Source organism: Paenibacillus sp. J22TS3, from assembly GCF_018403205.1.
GTDB classification, from domain to species: Bacteria; Bacillota; Bacilli; order Paenibacillales; family Paenibacillaceae; genus Fontibacillus; species Fontibacillus tuaregi.
This window is the reverse complement of sequence record NZ_BOSF01000003.1, coordinates 141,658-160,279: the sequence shown is the minus strand read 5'-3', so window position 1 is coordinate 160,279 and position 18,622 is coordinate 141,658. Positions and strand designations below refer to the sequence as shown.

16 protein-coding genes are annotated in these 18,622 nt (G+C 50.2%); 15 read left to right on the top strand and 1 reads right to left on the bottom strand.

The annotated features are described in order from the left end of the window. Positions 1-14 precede the first annotated feature (14 nt). From atpA to KJS63_RS10410, 4 genes are all read left to right on the top strand, one after another. Positions 15-1,529 carry a F0F1 ATP synthase subunit alpha gene (gene atpA / locus KJS63_RS10425; RefSeq protein ID WP_213619072.1) on the top strand — a complete coding sequence of 505 codons (1,515 nt, stop codon included), beginning with the start codon at positions 15-17 and terminating at the stop codon, positions 1,527-1,529. A 191-nt stretch (positions 1,530-1,720) separates the two neighbouring features. Continuing rightward, positions 1,721-2,590: an ATP synthase F1 subunit gamma gene (gene atpG / locus KJS63_RS10420; RefSeq protein ID WP_213619071.1), complete on the top strand. Its 870-nt coding sequence runs from the start codon at positions 1,721-1,723 to the stop codon at positions 2,588-2,590. Between the two features lie 89 nt (positions 2,591-2,679). Further along, positions 2,680-4,080, top strand: a complete 1,401-nt coding sequence (atpD, locus tag KJS63_RS10415; protein WP_213619070.1) for a F0F1 ATP synthase subunit beta — start codon at positions 2,680-2,682, stop codon at positions 4,078-4,080. Positions 4,081-4,358: 278 nt separating this feature from the next. Further along, entirely contained in the window at positions 4,359-4,772 is a 414-nt protein-coding gene (locus KJS63_RS10410) for a F0F1 ATP synthase subunit epsilon (protein WP_213619069.1), read from the top strand. Positions 4,773-5,185: 413 nt separating this feature from the next. Here KJS63_RS10410 and KJS63_RS10405 read toward each other — a convergent pair whose 3' ends face one another. Beyond that, positions 5,186-5,887: a copper homeostasis protein CutC gene (locus KJS63_RS10405; protein ID WP_213619068.1), complete on the bottom strand. Its 702-nt coding sequence runs from the start codon at positions 5,885-5,887 to the stop codon at positions 5,186-5,188. Between the two features lie 304 nt (positions 5,888-6,191). On the opposite strand from KJS63_RS10405, the gene KJS63_RS10400 reads away from it, so the two are divergent. The 11 genes from KJS63_RS10400 (at position 6,192) to KJS63_RS10350 (ending at position 18,509) form a co-directional block, all read left to right on the top strand. Then, entirely contained in the window at positions 6,192-6,449 is a 258-nt protein-coding gene (locus tag KJS63_RS10400) for a DUF1146 family protein (protein ID WP_213619066.1), read from the top strand. A gap of 385 nt (positions 6,450-6,834) precedes the next feature. Then, on the top strand, positions 6,835-8,166 hold the full coding sequence (gene murA, locus KJS63_RS10395; RefSeq protein WP_068620665.1) for a UDP-N-acetylglucosamine 1-carboxyvinyltransferase: 1,332 nt from the start codon (positions 6,835-6,837) through the stop codon (positions 8,164-8,166). A gap of 321 nt (positions 8,167-8,487) precedes the next feature. Next, positions 8,488-10,299, top strand: coding sequence for a stage II sporulation protein D (spoIID, locus tag KJS63_RS10390; protein WP_213619065.1), 1,812 nt, complete (start codon positions 8,488-8,490; stop codon positions 10,297-10,299). A gap of 384 nt (positions 10,300-10,683) precedes the next feature. Continuing rightward, positions 10,684-11,427 carry a M23 family metallopeptidase gene (locus KJS63_RS10385; protein WP_213619064.1) on the top strand — a complete coding sequence of 248 codons (744 nt, stop codon included), beginning with the start codon at positions 10,684-10,686 and terminating at the stop codon, positions 11,425-11,427. Positions 11,428-11,637: 210 nt separating this feature from the next. Then, positions 11,638-11,922, top strand: coding sequence for a sporulation transcriptional regulator SpoIIID (spoIIID, locus tag KJS63_RS10380; RefSeq protein ID WP_068620653.1), 285 nt, complete (start codon positions 11,638-11,640; stop codon positions 11,920-11,922). A 260-nt stretch (positions 11,923-12,182) separates the two neighbouring features. Further along, positions 12,183-13,181 (top strand): rod shape-determining protein, encoded by a 999-nt coding sequence (mreB, locus tag KJS63_RS10375; protein ID WP_068620651.1) that lies wholly within the window; start codon positions 12,183-12,185, stop codon positions 13,179-13,181. A gap of 792 nt (positions 13,182-13,973) precedes the next feature. Beyond that, entirely contained in the window at positions 13,974-14,849 is an 876-nt protein-coding gene (locus KJS63_RS10370) for a flagellar hook-basal body protein (RefSeq protein ID WP_213619063.1), read from the top strand. Positions 14,850-14,859: 10 nt separating this feature from the next. Continuing rightward, complete coding sequence (locus KJS63_RS10365; protein ID WP_213619062.1) at positions 14,860-15,681, top strand: flagellar hook-basal body protein; 822 nt, start codon at positions 14,860-14,862, stop codon at positions 15,679-15,681. 9 nt (positions 15,682-15,690) lie between these two features. After that, positions 15,691-15,891 (top strand): DNA-directed RNA polymerase subunit beta, encoded by a 201-nt coding sequence (locus tag KJS63_RS10360; RefSeq protein ID WP_213619061.1) that lies wholly within the window; start codon positions 15,691-15,693, stop codon positions 15,889-15,891. 432 nt (positions 15,892-16,323) lie between these two features. Then, positions 16,324-16,761, top strand: a complete 438-nt coding sequence (gene fabZ / locus KJS63_RS10355) for a 3-hydroxyacyl-ACP dehydratase FabZ (protein ID WP_213619060.1) — start codon at positions 16,324-16,326, stop codon at positions 16,759-16,761. Positions 16,762-16,784: 23 nt separating this feature from the next. After that, a complete protein-coding gene (locus tag KJS63_RS10350) occupies positions 16,785-18,509 on the top strand; it encodes a phospho-sugar mutase (RefSeq protein ID WP_213619059.1) in 1,725 nt (574 codons plus the stop codon). Positions 18,510-18,622 lie beyond the last annotated feature (113 nt).

Below are 18,622 nucleotides of genomic sequence, written 5' to 3'. Positions count from 1 at the left end.
TAGGGGTGAAATTCTTGAGTATCAGACCTGAAGAGATCAGTACACTGATCAAAAGTCAAATCGAACAATATAAAACGGATATCGAAGTAGCTGAAGTCGGAACCGTAATTCAAGTTGGTGACGGGATCGCCCGTGTTCACGGACTCGAGAATGTTATGGCTAACGAGCTGCTCGAATTTGAGAACGGCATCTTCGGCCTTGCCCTCAACCTTGAGGAAAGCAATGTGGGTGTCGTTATTTTGGGACCATACAGCGAAATTCGCGAAGGTAACCAGGTTAAACGCACAGGACAAATTATGCAGGTTCCTGCAGGCGACGCCCTGCTTGGACGCGTAGTAAATCCGCTCGGACAACCGCTCGACGGCAAAGGTCCGATTAATACTACAGAATTCCGTCCTGTAGAGAACAACGCTCCAGGCGTTATCGAGCGTAAATCGGTACATGAGCCGATGCAGACCGGGATCAAGGCAATTGATGCCATGGTACCTATCGGCCGCGGACAGCGGGAATTGATCATTGGTGACCGTCAGACAGGTAAAACTGCTGTTGCCATCGATACAATTCTTAACCAAAAGGGCAATGGCGTTAAATGTATCTACGTCGCTATCGGCCAGAAGCAATCCACGGTAGTTAACGTGGTGGAAACTCTTCGCCGCCATGGTGCCCTGGATTACACGATCGTTGTGACGGCATCCGCTTCGGATCCTTCACCGCTTCTGTATATCGCACCATATGCCGGCGTGGCTATGGCCGAGTACTTCATGTACAAAGGCGAGCACGTCCTGATCGTTTATGATGACTTGTCGAAGCAAGCTGCGGCTTATCGTGAATTGTCCCTGCTTCTTCGCCGTCCACCGGGCCGTGAGGCATTCCCTGGTGACGTATTCTATCTGCATTCCCGTCTGCTTGAGCGTGCTGCGAAGCTTAGCGATGAGCTTGGAGGCGGTTCGATTACGGCGCTGCCGTTTATCGAGACCCAAGCCTCCGACGTATCGGCATACATTCCAACCAACGTAATTTCCATCACGGATGGACAGATCTTCCTGGAGTCCGACTTGTTCTATGCAGGTCAACGCCCGGCGATCAACGTAGGTATCTCCGTATCCCGTGTCGGTGGTTCCGCTCAGATCAAAGCGATGAAGAAGGTTGCCGGATCTCTCCGTCTGGACTTGGCTCAATACCGTGAGCTTCAAGCGTTCTCTCAGTTCGGTTCGGATCTGGACAAATCCACTCAGGCGCGTCTAAACCGTGGTGCCCGCTTGATGGAAATCCTGAAGCAGGGTGTCAACCAGCCGCTTTCTGTTGAGAAACAGGTTGTCAGCTTGTACACTGCGGTAAGAGGATACCTCGATGATATCCCTGTGGCGGATGTCCGCCGTTTTGAAGCCGAATTCCTGGGCTTCATTGAGAGCAATCATGCTGAAGTTCTGCAATCGATCCGCGATACTAAGGATTTGACTACGGATAATGAAGCGGCTCTGAAAGAAGCTATCGAGAAGTTCAAGAAGGGCTTTGCTGTCTCTGCTTAATGTAACGAACGCCTAAGCTTTGAACATTGTGTCAAGGCTTAGGCTGCCATAATCGGTGAAATAGATTGTAATTCGGGATTTGGCCCAGGCCAAATCAAGTTAAAGCTTTCGAAGTAACTTTGGCTCCGCCAAAGTTTAGTAACGCTTACGAAGTAGTTTTGGCTCTGCCAAAACTTTAAGGTGGTGAAATCATGGCAAAAGGGATTCGCGAAATAAAACGTCAGATCAAGAGTATCCAAAGTTCCCGTCAGATCACGAAAGCGATGGAGATGGTGGCTGCATCCAAGCTTCGCAGAGCACAGGAGAAAGCCCAGGCTTCTCGTCCTTATGCAGAGAAGCTTCGCGAAGTGGTCAACGGTATAGCCGCAGGCACCAAAGGAATCTCGCATCCTATGCTGGTAAACCGGCCGATCAGGAAAACGGCGTATATCGTTATTACCTCCGATGCTGGTCTTGCCGGCGGTTACAATGCTAACATGCTCCGTGCGGTGATGGATAAGATCAAAGCTTCTCACTCGTCCAAAGATGAGTATGGTCTGTTCGTAGTAGGCCGTAAAGGGCGCGATTACTTCAGACGGCGTGAACTTCCGGTTGTTGGCGAAGTAACCGAGCTTTCTGATTTCCCTTCATTTGCAGATATTAAGAGCTTAGCGTACGCGGCGGTTCGCAGCTTTGAAGAGGAGCAGTTTGACGAGGTTTACATCTGCTACAACAAATTCATTAACCCGCTTACCCAGATACCTACCATTAATCGACTGCTTCCGTTTGAACAGCCTGAGGCTGCTGCATCAAGCGGAGTCAAAGCAAGCTATGAGTATGAGCCTACCCCTGAAGATGTCCTTAAGGTGCTTCTGCCGAAGTATGCGGAAACCATCATTTATGGTGCTCTTCTGGAGGGCAAGGCAAGTGAACTTGGCGCGAAAATGACAGCGATGGGTAATGCTACGAAGAATGCCAGCAAATTAATCGGTGAATTGACACTGACTTATAACCGTGCTCGTCAGGCGGCAATTACTCAGGAAATTACGGAGATTGTTGCCGGGGCGAACGCTCTGTCTTAAATCTAGTTAGGTTACAATGACCGTTTGCGAGGATGACACTGTACGCTAAGCTGCAGTTCTGGCAAACGTTGAGGAGGGAAACAAGAAAGATGAGTAAAGGACGCGTTGTCAGCATTACGGGTCCGGTTGTCGACGTTGAATTTGAACGTGGTCACCTTCCCGAGATTTTTAATGCTATTAAAATTGATAAAAAGGATCAAAACGGAAACGTAGAAAGACTGATCCTTGAAGTATCCAACCATCTTGGTGATAACCAGGTTCGTTGTATCGCGATGTCCTCCACGGATGGTCTTGTACGCGGAACCGAGGCTGAAGACCTGGGCGCACCAATCTCCGTACCTGTAGGAGAAGCTACTCTTGGACGTGTATTCAACGTGCTTGGAGAAACAATCGACAACAGAGGCGAAGCCGCAGCAGCGGTGAAGAATCCAATTCACCGCCGCCCGCCAGCCTATGATGAATTGTCTACTCAATCTGAAGTCCTTGAGACTGGGATTAAAGTTATCGACTTGCTTGCACCGTACGCAAAAGGCGGTAAGGTCGGCCTGTTCGGTGGTGCCGGTGTAGGTAAGACCGTTATGATTCAGGAACTTATCAATAACATTGCCCAAGAGCATGGCGGTATCTCCGTATTTGCCGGGGTAGGCGAGCGTACCCGTGAGGGTAATGACTTGTACCATGAAATGACCGATTCCGGCGTTATCGGCAAGACGGCCATGGTGTTCGGACAGATGAACGAACCGCCAGGCGCACGTCTTCGCGTAGCCTTGACGGGTCTGACTATGGCTGAGTATTTCCGCGATGAAGAAGGCAAGGACGTGCTTCTGTTCATCGATAACATCTTCCGTTTCACGCAAGCCGGATCTGAGGTATCCGCCCTTCTTGGACGTATGCCATCCGCGGTTGGTTACCAGCCGACACTTGCTACAGAAATGGGTCAGCTTCAAGAACGTATTACTTCCACGAAGAAGGGTTCCGTTACATCCATTCAGGCGATCTACGTTCCTGCGGATGACTATACTGACCCGGCTCCGGCAACTACATTTGCCCACTTGGATGCAACAACGAACTTGGAGCGTAAAATCTCCGAGATGGGTATCTACCCAGCGGTAGACCCGCTTGCTTCCAGTTCCCGTGTTCTGGCTCCTGAAATTGTAGGGGAAGAACATTATAATGTAGCTCAAGAAGTTAAACGGATTCTTGCCCGTTATAAAGAATTGCAGGATATTATCGCGATCCTTGGTATGGATGAGCTGAGTGAGGATGACAAGCTGATCGTAGCTCGTGCCCGCAGAATTCAGCGCTTCCTGTCCCAGCCGTTCCACGTTGCCGAGGCATTCAACGGAATTCCTGGTAAATACGTGCCTGTAGCCGATACTGTGCGCAGCTTCAGAGAAATTCTGGACGGCAAGCACGATGATCTTCCAGAAGCAGCCTTCTTGTTCGTAGGAACTATTGAGGAAGCTGTGGAGAAAGCGAAGACTCTGTAAGACCCCAGCCATCCTGCCGAAAGGCTAGGGCTGTGAGACAGGTTCCCCCAGCAGGGGAACCTGGCCGTGTAATACGTAGATGGCTCTCCTCTGGATAGCCTGGCTTATGTTTACGAAGCAAGTTATCCTACTTAAGGAAAACATGGGAATTGCTTCGAAGATAGCTACCCTTTGGGTAGCTAAAGCCTATGCTTACGAAGTAGTTTTCCTATTCAGGGAAAACTAAGCAGTGCTTACGAAGATAGCTATCCTTTGGATAGCTTTTAGGAGGGTTGCAAGTGAGCACCTTTTTATTGGAAATCGTTACACCTGAGCGCGTTGTGTTCTCGGAACAGGTAGAGAGCCTTAGTGTACGCGGGGAAGAAGGGGAGCTCGGAATCCTTCCAGGGCACATTCCTTTTGTTACACCGCTTAAGGTAGCTCCGATCAAGGTGAAAACCGGGAAGAACTCTACAATTCTAGCCGTACACGGCGGGTTTGTTGAGGTGCAGAAGGATAAAGTCATCCTTCTGGCGGAGAGCGCGGAAGCACCGAATGACATTGATGTTGAACGTGCGAAAGCTGCGAAGGAGCGTGCTGAACGGCGTCTGAACGCGCATGGCAACCAGGATATGGTCGACCATCGTCGGGCAGAGCTTGCCTTGCAAAGAGCAATTACGCGGATCAATGTCTCCTCTCGGAGCAAAGAATAGCATTGAAGTAAGAAAGGGGCAATCCCAGGGAAGAACTCCCAGGGATTGCCCTTCTTTTCTTGTTTAAACTAGTAGTAATAGAATGATTACTGTCAATCGTTTATTACGGCGGTTAAGAGGACACTATTCAGGGGGGATAAGCTCACGGACATTATTATATAAAAGAAGTAAGAAAATGATTGAGTGAGTACCGGATAAGCTCCTTAAGCAAGAAAGGTGAGAAAATGGACTACTGAGGATTCAGTTTGCGATTTTGTAAGTAACAACCGACATAATTATTGATCAATTAGCAAGTAATAAAGTTCATAAGGTAATAGAGAAAGCAAACAGGCAAGGAAGCAAAGGAATAGGAATGCCTGCAAGACTGTAAGACTGTATAAAGTAAGACTGTAAGGCTGGTAAGCCTCCCGGTCTTACCAAGAAACTCTGCTGTGGACAAGAGCCTTGGCTTGGGAGATAAGACTCGAATCCAGGGTGCTGAGAATTTGATTGTCCATTCGGACACCAGATCCTATATGAATCTCAGACAGCCCGGTAGACTGAAGAAACTGGGGGAGTGCCTGCAATCCGATACCCGCCCCGGCAATAATAGTTAAAGTCCCAAGCTCGGCCGCCAACTGATTCAGTTCGCGCAAAGTGTCCTGGGCCAAGAGAGCCGAAGGTTTCCCGCCAGAGGTTAAGACATGAGTCACCTGTGGGTATTTGCTCAAAGTGCGAAGGGCTTCCTGCTGGTCGCGGACTTCATCAATAGCTCTATGGAAAGTCACCGGCAGACCGTCTGCAGCGTCAATAAACCGGGCAAGAAGGTCTTCATCCACTTTTTTATCTGGAGTAAGGGCACCAAATACAAGACCATCAATCCCTTTGCGTCTGAACGTTCTTGCATCCTTTAGAATAGTGTGAATGTCGTCAGCATCATAATGAAAATGACGGCTGTGCGGGCGTACCATAACCCGCATATCTATACTGCTGTGTTCTCTAATTTCTTCAACCAGCCCCAGGCTTGGTGTTAATCCTCCTTCTGCAGGAGCTGTAATCACCTCAATCCGGTCTGCTCCAGCGGCTTGGGCGATTTTAGAATCAGCAAGCGTATATGTAATCACTTCGAGTTTCATGTGTATTCCTCCATCAGGTAATATCCGGGGTCAATGATGCCCTGTTTATATAGCGTAATGATAAAGAAAAAATGTTTCAAGCTGATCTTATCTAATTGAATCGCTTACATATGGAAAAATAAGAAATTGTATATAAAAAGCTGGATTATTAGCGGCTTGGCAAGTATGATATAGAAGGTCTTTATTTTTGTAAAATAATCGATCTATAGTTTATTCTATGTATTACCGATATAATTTATTGGGTGATTAACCGATTGACATGTACCCGCATAAATTATAAGCATGCCCAAGGAGGAGTCCAGTTGTGGATTCAAGCACAGTGAGCCAATTGCCCTCAACAATTGCAGTAAGCGGTCTGGCCGCGATCATTGTATCTTTGGTTTGTATTGCCGTTGCCTGGTGGGCTCTGCAGAACCTCAAGATTGACTTGATCGTTCGCAATCCCAAGGGACCTCAAGGCAAGCTGCTACAGCTCTTGTTGGCGGTTGTTTTGGGACATTTTGTATCCTCGTTCATCCTTGATTATTGGGGATATACGCGGATGCTCAAGTACATGTTTTAATGTTTAAACGAATGGTTATATCTCTGTTAGGTAACTCGAACGCCTTGGTAATGTCGAATAACATCGAATCATTGTGTCAACACTGGAAATAAGGATTTTATGCTCCGTTAATATTTATCCCCGCATGGTAATCGGCCTTGCCTCGTACTATGCCCTTCTCGAAAAGGATCGGGTACTGACCCGAGGATAAATTTCCTTGGTCCAACACAAAACTTCCTTCGGCAGGCACTCAGCTTGGTGGAAGTATAGAATTCGACACAAACTTATGTAAACAAATCTTGAGCCATGTAAATAAACCATGTTATTATGAAACTTAGTGAATTAGCGGGATGCTTTTTTTCAGATGTTGAGAAAAAGAGAAAATGAACGCGCGGAGGGAACCAAGATGAGCAAATTTATCGTCCGCGGTGGCAATGTGCTGACGGGGACCGTCAAAGTCAGCGGAGCTAAGAACTCAGTGCTGCCCATAATCGCAGCTTCTCTGTTGGGAGAAGAAGGGGTTAGCATTATTCGGGATGCACCACCACTTGATGATGTGATGACGATTAATAAAGTATTGGAATATCTAGGAGCCGGTGTTACATACGAGCAGGAAGTGATCACGGTAGATGCACAAAATCTCGTATCCTGTGAAGCTCCCTATGAGTGGGTACGCAAAATGCGGGCATCATTCCTGGTCATGGGACCCCTGCTTACACGCATGGGACATACACGGATTTCTCTCCCAGGCGGTTGCGCCATTGGGACTAGACCGATCGATCAACACCTTAAAGGGTTTGAAGCTATGGGGGCCGAAATTAATCTGGGCCAGGGCTACATCGAGGCGAGATCCGAAGGCAGACTCCGCGGCGCGAAAATTTATTTGGATGTGGCCAGTGTAGGCGCAACTGAGAATATAATGATGGCGGCAACTCTTGCCGAAGGTACGACCATTATCGAAAACGCGGCGAAAGAGCCGGAAATTGTCGATTTGGCGAATTACCTGACGAGTATGGGTGCGGTGATCCGCGGTGCGGGAACCGGTATCATTCGTATTGAAGGTGTTGAGAAGCTGCGAGGCGTAGAACATACTGTAATTCCTGACCGTGTTGAGGCTGGAACGTATATGATCGCTGCGGCTATCACAGGTGGGGATGTTTTTGTAGAGGGTGCGATTGCAGATCATCTTGGCCCCGTCATCTCCAAACTTGAGGAAATGGGAGTTGTGGTGGACGTACAAGAGAACGGGGTACGTGTTACCGCGAATAAATCTTTGCGTTCTGTAGACGTAAAGACTCTGCCTTATCCAGGCTTCCCGACTGACATGCAGTCTCAAATGATGGCTCTTCTGCTTAAAGCAGAGGGAACGAGTGTGGTGGCTGAAACAGTATTTGAGAACCGCTTCATGCATGTGGAGCAATTCGCTCTGATGAATGCGGAGATTAAAGTGGAAGGCCGCAGCGCGATCGTAACTGGGGGTGCCAACCTGAAAGGCGCCAAAGTGTGTGCAACTGACCTTCGTGCAGGAGCCGCACTGATCATTGCTGGGTTGGTCGCCGAAGGTACAACAGAAGTAAGCGGCACGCATCATATCGACCGCGGTTATGTGAATCTGGCTGAGAAGCTGCAAGGACTCGGCGCCAATATCTGGCGTGTCTCGGAAGCTGCGGAAAGCGAGAAGGCACAAGTTGTTCAGGAAGATCTGAGCGTGTTCAAGATTCAACCAAGTTTGGCCTAATTATTTATGATGATTTGAAGACAAGGGCTCCTGCCGTAAGGTAGGGGTCCTTTTTTTTGTAAACATGCCACACCGCGTGCTGGGAGCTTTTCAATGGGAGGGGGGAATGACTCTGGTCAAAATGATAAGTTTACCGGTTTGTTATAGGCATTCGATAGACTTAAAGTAGCAACCATTTTCAGTTTTGGCTTGTTTAAGGGTTCTACCCCATCATCAAAACTCATATCTATAAGTATAGTGACAAAAAGATATAACGAGGAAAAGCTAGAGTGCTCTGAACATGAACAGAGCAAGCGGCGGATGATGGAGGTAACCGAAAAGATGAGAGACAACAGAGCATCGATTAAAGTGATTCTAACTCCGGAGGATTCTACAGCAGGTAGGGCCCCGTCCGAAATAAAGCCACCACGTGAGACCATCCCGCTGTCGTTGGAGGCTCCTGTTGCTGAGGGGCAGATTGCTGAAAAAACCGGGCATTCGGGGAATTCGCAAGCCAGTGGGTCTATTAAAGGTCAGGAGGGCAGGTCTGCACAGTCCCGCCCTTCCCTATCCTTAGTGCCTGGTCCAGCGGAGAAAAGTCGGCAGACAGTGAGTGATGCTGCAGTAAAGTCCTCTTCGCAGAGCGGTTATGGTGCCGAGAGAAGCGAATCAGTCAGTGGCAATGAAATAGGTGTATCCATACAAAAGCAAGTCCAGGCGGATTGGGCTCACAGAGCAATTACTGATCCTAGAGTAGGCGCTAGCGAACCACAGCCCGCTTATCAGGCGGATGAAGAGGGGGCGTCCAAGGCCGGCGGCCCTACCTTAAGCGCCCGAACGCCGCACGGCGCCACGTCCACGGCTCCGCCTGCGCCCGGGCAGGCCGCCCCGCAGCCTCTGCCTGCGGCTGCGGGGGAAGCCGGCGCGCCTGCGGAAGCGCCGGCAGTGCCCCAGCTGGCCCGGCAGGGCACGGGCCAGAACTCCTGGCCGCCCGGCGCGCAGACGCCGCAGCCGGGCGAAGCCCACACCGCCCCCCGCACAAGGGTCCGGGTGCGGGGCAAGGCGCGCGGTCCTTTCTTCCCGAGGTTCGGAAGAAAGGACCGCCAGATTGTCGCCGCGGCAGCGCTCATTGCCGCGGCGGCCCTGACCCTGCCCGCGCTGGTGATCAGCCTGCGCGGGCAGGGCCCTGTACCCGGCGCGGTGTCCCAGCCCGCGCCGGTCCGGGTTCCGGCGAAGCCGGTGCCTGCGCCGGCCGCGAAGCCGCAGGAGATGACGCCGGTCCGGGTCTATCTCTCGAAGACCGGCGCTGTGGAAACCCTGCCGCTCGAAGAGTATGTGGCGGGCGTACTGGCTGCCGAGATGCCCGCCACCTTCGAGCTGGAGGCGCTGAAGGCACAGGCCATTGCGGCACGTACCTTTATAGTAAGAAGACTTGCAGATGGAGATACAAGCGGGGTTCCTGGACGGGCCGCGGATGTGACCGATACGGTGGCCCATCAAGCCTATCTCTCCCGCCATGCCTTGAAGAAATGGAAGACAGATGGGGAAGCCGATAAGCTTGCCAGAATCCAAAAGGCTGTCCATGCCACGGCTGGGACGATTATGACTTACCAGGGCAAGCCGATTACGGCCTCCTTCTTCTCCGCCAGCAACGGGTATACTGAGAATTCAGAGGAATACTGGAATTACAAAATTCCTTATTTGCGCAGTGTGCCAAGCCCTTGGGACACCAAGCTGGACCCGGACTATAAAGAGACGGTCACCATGAGCTTGAGCAGTGTCTTTAATAAACTGGGACTGGCCCAGCCAAGTATTCCGGCGGTTGCGGGTCAGGCAGCAGGCACCCGCTCTCTGTTTGAAATTGTATCCAGTACGACAGGACATAGAGTTAAGGAAGCGAAGATAGGCGGAACCACCTTTAGTGGAAGGGAGATTCGGGAGAAGCTGGGGCTGCGGTCCAGCCAGTTCCGTTTTGATCCAGAAGGCAATCAGGTCAAAATTACAACTTACGGGTATGGCCATGGTGTAGGTATGAGCCAATGGGGAGCAAATGGAATGGCCAAGGAAGGATATACGGTGAACCAGATTCTAGAACACTACTATACAGGCATTCAATTCGCCCAAGCCTCACATTTGCTGAATAAGGCCAAGTAGAACGGACTAGACCAGTTTTGTGGCCTAGGCAGCTACGAGGGGGCTTGCGTTCACTAGATATAATCGGAAAGTGCAGCAGGGAGCAGCGCTCCTTTTTCCAGTAGAGGTCTCCATCAGAAGGGGGTCCATATTCCGGTGTGGCTCATCCTTTCACGTATAGTAGGGTTATAGCGATAGTTATATTCGTATAAACCTAAAGCTCACCCATCTTGTCGCTGGAGCAAAACATCCGCAAGACCTCATTTGTTTAAGGACCGCGCGGGGCTTAGGGGTTGCCCGGCAATAGAAGGGGAATAAGGCTCTAAAATTATTTTCTAAAAAAGTAGGATAGGCGAAGTATAAAAGAGTTGACCCCGGTAACACTTGTTACTGAGGTGATAAACTATGAATGATCAAAATCAGAAGCAGCACAAGAATGAGGAATCTCCTAAAATTGGATTGGGAGAGCCGGCTGTACCGGCATCCTCATGGAAAAGACTTTTGTCCAGAAAGTGGGTATACCCGGCAGCATACATGGCCATCGCGGCAATCATACTAACCTTAGTGTGGGTGTACCAGGGCGCGAGCCGTAAGCCGCAGGCTGAGAGCACATCGGGAACGGTGACCCAGCCGGTAGGGACTACCACGGGAGATACCAAGGTTAAGCCTGAAGATGGCACATCCGTTCAGACTGTCGCTACGCCGGAAGATCTCGTATGGCCGGTGGCTAACGCCGCCGAGGTTAATGTTGTTAAGCCGTTTTATGACAAGGATGCTTCAGCAGAAGAGCATGTGTCCGCGATCGTGCAGTATAACGACACGTTCGTGCCGAACACGGGTATCGACCTCGCAAGAGGAGATAACAAATCTTTTGATGTGAAAGCAGCTTTGGGTGGCAAGGTTACGCGGGTAGAGCAGCATGCGCTGCTTGGTTATGTGGTGGAGATCACCCATGCCAACAATCTAAAGACCGTCTACGAAAGTCTCGCGGATGTGAAGGTGAAGAAGGACGCTGAAGTGAAGCAGGGGGATACCCTGGCCACCGCCGGACGCAATGAGCTGGAAAAGGATCTTGGCAATCATGTTCACTTTGCCGTATACGAGAACGGCACACCGGTGAACCCGTCCCAGCTGCTTCCGCAAAAATAATGTGTTGACTTGGGGCAGGCTAGTCCACTAACTGAAAAGTCTTAGTACATAAGGCCTGCGCCAAACGGGGGATCTCCAGATCCCCCGTTTTTTTCGCTTGCTGTGTAAAATAATTGGCCCCGCGCAGGCTTGTCAGGCTTGGAAACAAAGAATATATGGGCACGCCCCTCATATACTGTACCAAACTATCTCGAGTTGGGAGGCGGGAGCGTGCATGATTACATTAAGGAACGAACCATTAAGATAGGCCGCTGCATCGTGGAGACGAAGCATACGGTTAGGACCATCGCCAAGGAGTTTGGTGTGTCCAAAAGCACGGTACACAAGGATTTAACGGAACGGCTTCCGGAGATCAACCCGGATTTGGCTGACCAGGTGAAGCATATTCTGGAGTACCATAAATCCATCAGGCATCTGCGCGGAGGAGAGGCAACCAAGATTAAATATAAGAAGACCACACCCTCCAAGCGGGAAGTGATCACAGCAGCGAATTAATCCGCCCTTATCACCCACTTTTCGTACGAAAAAAGACAGATATGTAATTGAATACGTCCCCCAAAGTATGATATTTTTAAATATGGTACAAGAATGCGGGTAATTTATCCAAACATCCCGAAATTTAGCTAAGCAAAACGGACTTCAGATGTGTTTTTTCTGGATGTTTCTGTAAAATTGACGGATATTCTGTCGAACAGAATGACCATAGACGTTAGGTTTCTTTTACCATTAAAAATACGCTTTGGGGGAGCTTTGTAATGATGAGCAAGGATATCGGAATTGATTTGGGCACTGCGAACGTGCTGATCCATGTAAAAGGGAAAGGTGTAGTGCTCGACGAGCCTTCTGTCGTCACGATTGAGAGCGATACCAAGCGTGTGCTTGCTGTCGGTGAAGACGCAAGGCGGATGGTAGGCAGAACACCTGGAAATATTGTGGCAATCCGTCCGCTGAAGGACGGGGTTATTGCGGATTTTGAAATTACGGAGACGATGCTGAAGTACTTTATTAACCGGGTTGGCGGGAAGAACTGGTACAGCCACCCACGGATTCTGATCTGTGCCCCAACCAATATCACCTCCGTTGAGCAGAAGGCGATTCGGGAGGCAGCAGAGCGCAGCGGCGCGAAGGAAGTTTATCTCGAGGAAGAACCGAAGGCGGCTGCTATCGGCGCCGGTATGGACATTTTTGAGCCAAGCGGCAATATGGTGGTGGATATCGGAGGAGGAACAACGGACGTAGCCGTTCTCTCCATGGGGGACATTGTCACGGCCTCATCGATTAAGATGGCAGGGGACAAGTTCGATGCCGCGATTATCCGTTACATTAAGACGAAGTACAAGCTCCTTATCGGTGAACGCACTGCCGAGGATATCAAGATTGGTATCGGAACCGTTCGTCCTGGCGGCCGCCAAGCTGAGCTGGACATCCGGGGCAGAGATATGGTGTCAGGACTCCCTCTCACGGTAACCATTTCGTCCTCCGAAGTTCAGGAAGCTCTATGGGAGCCCGTGTCTTCCATCGTCGCAGCAGCTAAATCAGTCCTGGAGCGCACACCGCCGGAACTGTCTGCCGATATCATTGACCGTGGTGTAATTCTGACCGGGGGCGGCGCTCTGCTGAATGGATTGGACGAGCTCCTCGCGGAGGAACTTCGGGTTCCGGTCGTGATCGCGGAAGATCCGATGCACTGCGTAGTTAAGGGCACAGGGCTTATGCTCGATAATTTGGATAGAGTTATAAAGAAAAAGTTCTAGTTATCCGATATATTGAAAAGAAGCATTTGCCGGGGCGGGCAATTTGGAATATAGATAGGCAGATGACGTAGCATAACTTGCCTTGATTTGGATAAATAAGTCCGGTTGCCTTTTTAATAAAAAAATAAACAGCCTTGTTCATTACGAAACAGGGAATTGTTTACAGTTGAATGTATGGATAAAGACATCCGGTTGAAATGTTCTTAAGGTCGCTGTTTGTTAACAGATTTCTTGATCTAAAAGTCATAATGTATAAATCATCTGTTCACAAAGGCGAACGCTGTACCTATCAAGAACCATTTCACCTTTTGTCTAGTCTGACCTTTCTTAAGTTCAACTTCAATAGTTTTAAATCCGTACCCAAGCAGTCGCCAAAGCTACAAAATTTAGCTCGTTCATCTGGTCAGGCATCCATGCTATGAAATTCAGTTCTTTTGCCCGGTCAGTCACCACTGCTACAAATTTTCTACACGTGGAGTTCAGAAGCTGTTCAATATCTAGCCTACAATCGGTCAGTCATCCATGCTACTAAATCAATTTATCAGTCACTCGATTACCCAAGCTAATAGCTATAGACACCACAACCCAAAAGCGTGTCCCGCAGGGACGACAAGCGGCCCGGAGCACGTATTTACCAAGTCCAGTTAGCCTAGCCCCATTCCCAAGCCATTCAGGTGTCCAGAGGACGAAGTCCTTGGGGCCCTCCCTTAGGCAAGGGAGGGTTTGGGAGGGTTGGGAAATTAAAAGATCGGTGATTTTTTTAAGAATTTTTAAGTTTTTAGGAGGTTTCCTATGCTGAGAGGACTCTATACGGCGGCTGCGGGGATGATGACCCAACAGCGTCTGCACGACACGGTGACACAGAATATCGCCAACATTAACACCCCAGGATACAAGTCTGTGAATGAGGCCGCACGCTCTTTTCCCGAGGTGCTTGTCTCGTTGGTGGGCGGAGATGCACCAGGCAACAGGCAGATTGGCAAGCTGAACACCGGCGTGTTCGCCGAGGAGACTCAGCCAATTTTCACCCAAGGAGATCTTAGAGAGACTGGTAAAATGTCAGACTTTGGACTGGAGTCCAGCCTTTCTCTAGTTGATCCTGCTACTGGACAACCTTATCCTTTTGACGAGTCAGGCAAGTATGTGAAGCAGGATGGCAGTGTGGTCTATCGGCCACAAGCATTCTTTACGGTGCAAGACAATGACGGCAATGTCCGTTATACACGGGATGGTAACTTCCATGTGAATGCTGCTGGGGAACTGCTCAGCTCCACCGGTTTTAGAGTGCTGGGCGCCAATGGGCAGCCTCTTGTCCTGAACCAACCGATCAAGGATCTTCAGACGGACGGAAAGGGAAACTTCCTATATAATGGGGCTCCTACCAACCAGCAGCTTCAGATTACGGTTGTGGAATCTCCTTACCAGCTTACGCGTAACGGTAATGGGGTATATGAAGCAGCTGATCCGCAAAAAGCCGGCATCCGTAATCTAGCGGCTAATGATGCCGTGACGGTACGTCAAGGCTCTCTTGAAGGCTCTAACGTAAATACCGCGCAGTCCATGGTTGATTTAATGACGGCACAGCGCGCCTATGAGGCTAACCAAAAGGTAATTCAATTTTATGATAAAAGCATGGACAAAGCCGTAAATGAAGTCGGCCGTGTGTAGGAGGCGCTAAATGAATAACTCCATGATCAGCTCCGCCGTATCCATGGCGGGGATCCAGCAGCGGCTGGATGTTCTGGCAGATAACATCGCAAATGTGAATACAATTGGATACAAAAGCAAGGGCGCTACGTTTGAAGATACGTTGACGACCATGTTTAAGCAGGAGCCCCCGATGGGGCGTACGGGAAGAGCCACTCCGCTGGGGATTAATGTGGGCTACGGTTCCAAAATGGCGGGCATCACTCGCGACTTTTCTCAAGGCTCCTTCAAGGACACGGGGATTGACACCGACCTGGCCATTCAGGGGAATGGATTGTTCGCGGTTCAGGCTAACGGCCAGAAGGCATGGACGAGGGAAGGAAGCTTCCACATTCAGCCGGACCCGCAGGACTCTAAGCTGGCATATTTAGTGACAGCTCAGGGATACTACGTATTGGATAAGAATAACGCGCCAATTACCGTTCCCGCAGGTTCGAAGCTTCAAATAGATGCGGGCGGAAATATCAAGGCCACATTGGGTCGGACGACAACTAACCTGGGGCAAGCCATTCAGCTTGTATCGCCACAGCGGCCGGACGCGCTTGAACAAAGAGCCGACAACCTGTATGTGCTTTCTGCAGGGGCGGCTGAGCGGGATGTGCTCGCGAACAATGATGCGCTGCCTCAGAATCAGAGAGCTACGCTTCGCCAGGGTGCTCTTGAGCAGTCCAATGTGGACATCACCACAGAGATGTCGGACATGCTCCAGGTTCAGCGTGCTTACCAGCTGGCTGCCCGGGCGCTGACTTCGAGTGACACAATGACGGGCCTTGTGAACAATTTGCGCGGATAGGTGGATGCGATGAGTCAAGAGAGTAAACCGGCGGCAAGACGACCAGCTCTCCGGAGAACCCTGTTCGTTCTTCTGATCCTATTTATCCTCTTCCTTGCGCTGTTTGGCGGTATGATTGTAGGGTATGTAGTACTGGGCAAGCAGAGTCTAAGCGGTGTCTTTCATTGGAGTACCTGGCGTCATGTGTTTGACCTGGTGTTTGCGCCATAGTGCCATAGTAGTGGGTTATCTGTGTAATGAAGCCGTGTCTTTAAGGCATCATTTCATGAAACAGATGACAAGATGTAGTAACCTGTTAATCACTCCCGCCGAGGAGGGATGGAAATGCGGGAACCGCCGCAGCCTCCCTGAACGGGCGGGAGTTTTATTTTTGCGCAGGGAGAGGGTATAATTGGTGGAGGATTGTCCGAAGAGGACTCTAGGTCAGCACGGCCCCGTTTAAAGTTAGAAATGACAAAAGGGTTTTACCCGCAGGCCAGCTGGTGCAGCCCCGCGGATAAACCCCTTATCTGAACCTTCGTATCTGCAGAGACGAAGGATAGTTACAGTATGGCCCTGAGGGTCTGTTTTCATACTGGCTTATCCGTTTAAATACAATTTACCCGAAATTTAAGGGCAATGAGAAAGGGGTATTACATAATTATGTTAGATAACCGTAAAGTCCAGGAGTTGATTCCGCACAGGTATCCATTTTTATTAGTGGATCGCATCGTGGAAATGGAGGTAGGCAAACGTGCTGTTGGAATCAAGAATGTAACCATCAACGAGCCGTTCTTCCAGGGGCATTTCCCAGGTTATCCGGTGATGCCTGGAGTCCTGATCACTGAAGCGCTCGCCCAAGTTGGTGCTGCAGCGATGCTGAGTCTCGAGAGCAATAAGGGAAAGATCGGATTCCTTGCCGGGCTGGATGGGTTCCGTTTCCGTGATCAAGTGTTCCCAGGCGATACGCTGCGTCTGGAAGTGGAGATTACACGTCTGAAAGGTTCCATAGGCAAAGGGCGTGCGGTTGCGAAGGTGGAAGACAAGGTGGTTGCGGAAGGTGAGATTATGTTTGCCCTCTCAGACGGGAAGATGAACTAATTCAACAGAATAGGAGTAGAGACATGAGCGAAATCAATAAGACAATTCAAGAGAAAGTTCAAGCATGGCTGCAAGATGCTTCAATTGATGAGGAGACCAAACAGGAGCTTCGCTCACTGGATAAGAACCCTGCTGAATTGGAAGACCGCTTCTACAAGGAGCTTGAGTTTGGAACAGGTGGTCTCCGCGGCGTTATCGGAGCCGGAAGCAACCGGATTAACAAGTATACGGTAGGAAAAGCAACGCAAGGCTTTGCCCAGTATATTTGGGATGCGCACCGTAAATCAGGGGCGGGGGATCAGCCTTCGGTTGTGATTGCCCATGATTCCCGGCACTTCTCTCCGGAATTTGCTCTGGAAGCCGCTCTAGTGCTTGCTGGAAACGGAATCGCTGCGAAGCTGTTCCCATCGCTTCGGCCGACCCCTCAGCTGTCGTTTGCTGTACGCTCACTTAAGGCAACCGGGGGCATCGTGATTACAGCGAGCCATAATCCTCCCGAGTACAACGGTTATAAGGTGTATAACGCGGCTGGCGGTCAGCTTGTACCGCATGAGGCGGAAGAAGTGATCTCCAGAATTAAAGAGGTCTCCTCTTTTGCTGAGGTGAAACGTCTTGCGAGGGAAGAAGCGGAAAAGCAAGGATTGCTTGTATGGCTTGGGGATGCGGAGGATGAAGCTTTTGTAAATACGGTGGCTGCTACCAGTGTGAATCCGCAGCTGCTGGCAGGCGGGGCTGCCAAGGACGTTGTGATCGTCTACACCCCACTTCATGGAACAGGCAACCTGCCGGTGCGCCGGGTGCTCGATAAGCTCGGGTTCACCCAGGTTCATATTGTAAAAGAGCAGGAGCAGCCTGACGCGGAGTTCTCCACAGTGAAATCTCCGAATCCGGAGGAGCGGGAAGCCTTCACTCTGGCTATAGAGCTTGGCCAGAAGGTCGGCGCGGATCTGCTTATCGGTACAGACCCTGATGCGGACCGCATGGGCGCTGTAGTTAAAGACTCGCAGGGAGAATACCAGGTCCTGACCGGGAATCAGTCCGGTTCGATTCTTGTACACTATCTGCTCAGTCAGATGAAGGAAAGCGGCAAGCTTCCAGCTAATGGAGCCGTGGTGAAGACCATTGTGACCAGTGAATTCGGTGCGGTGATTGCACGCCACTATGGGGTCGAAGTGTTCAACACCCTAACCGGGTTCAAATATATCGGCGAGATGATGAACAAATTTGACGCGTCCGGTGACCATACCTTCCTGTTTGGATATGAAGAGAGCTATGGATATTTGGCGGGGAATTACGCCCGTGACAAAGACGCTATTGTAGCTTCAACATTAATTGCCGAAGCAGCGGCATACTATAAGACACAGGGCAAGACCTTGTTTGATGTGCTTGAGGATTTGTACCAGCAGTACGGTTATTACCGTGAAGCATTGGTATCCCGCACGCTCAAGGGTAAGGATGGAGTTGCGAAGATTCATTCTCTCATGGAAGATTGGCGTAATGCCGCTCCAGGTGAGGTTGCCGGTCTAAAAGTGAAGGAAGTCGAAGACTACTCTCAGGGTCTATATGGATTCCCTAAGGAGAACGTGCTCAAATTTATTTTGGAAGACGGGTCTTGGTTCTGTCTTCGTCCTTCGGGCACGGAGCCTAAGATCAAGGTATATTTCGCCGTATGTGGAACCTCTAATGAGGATGCCCTAGGGACGCTGGGCCGATTACAGGATGAAGTCATGGGCAGAGTTGACGCTTAACTAACAATTGAATGTAATAATTAGTATTTATGCTTTGTATATGATCCGGGGCTCGCAGGCTCAGTCCTTCAGGCTGGGCCCGGGCTTCGGAGTTTATTCATGAGGAGGTACCT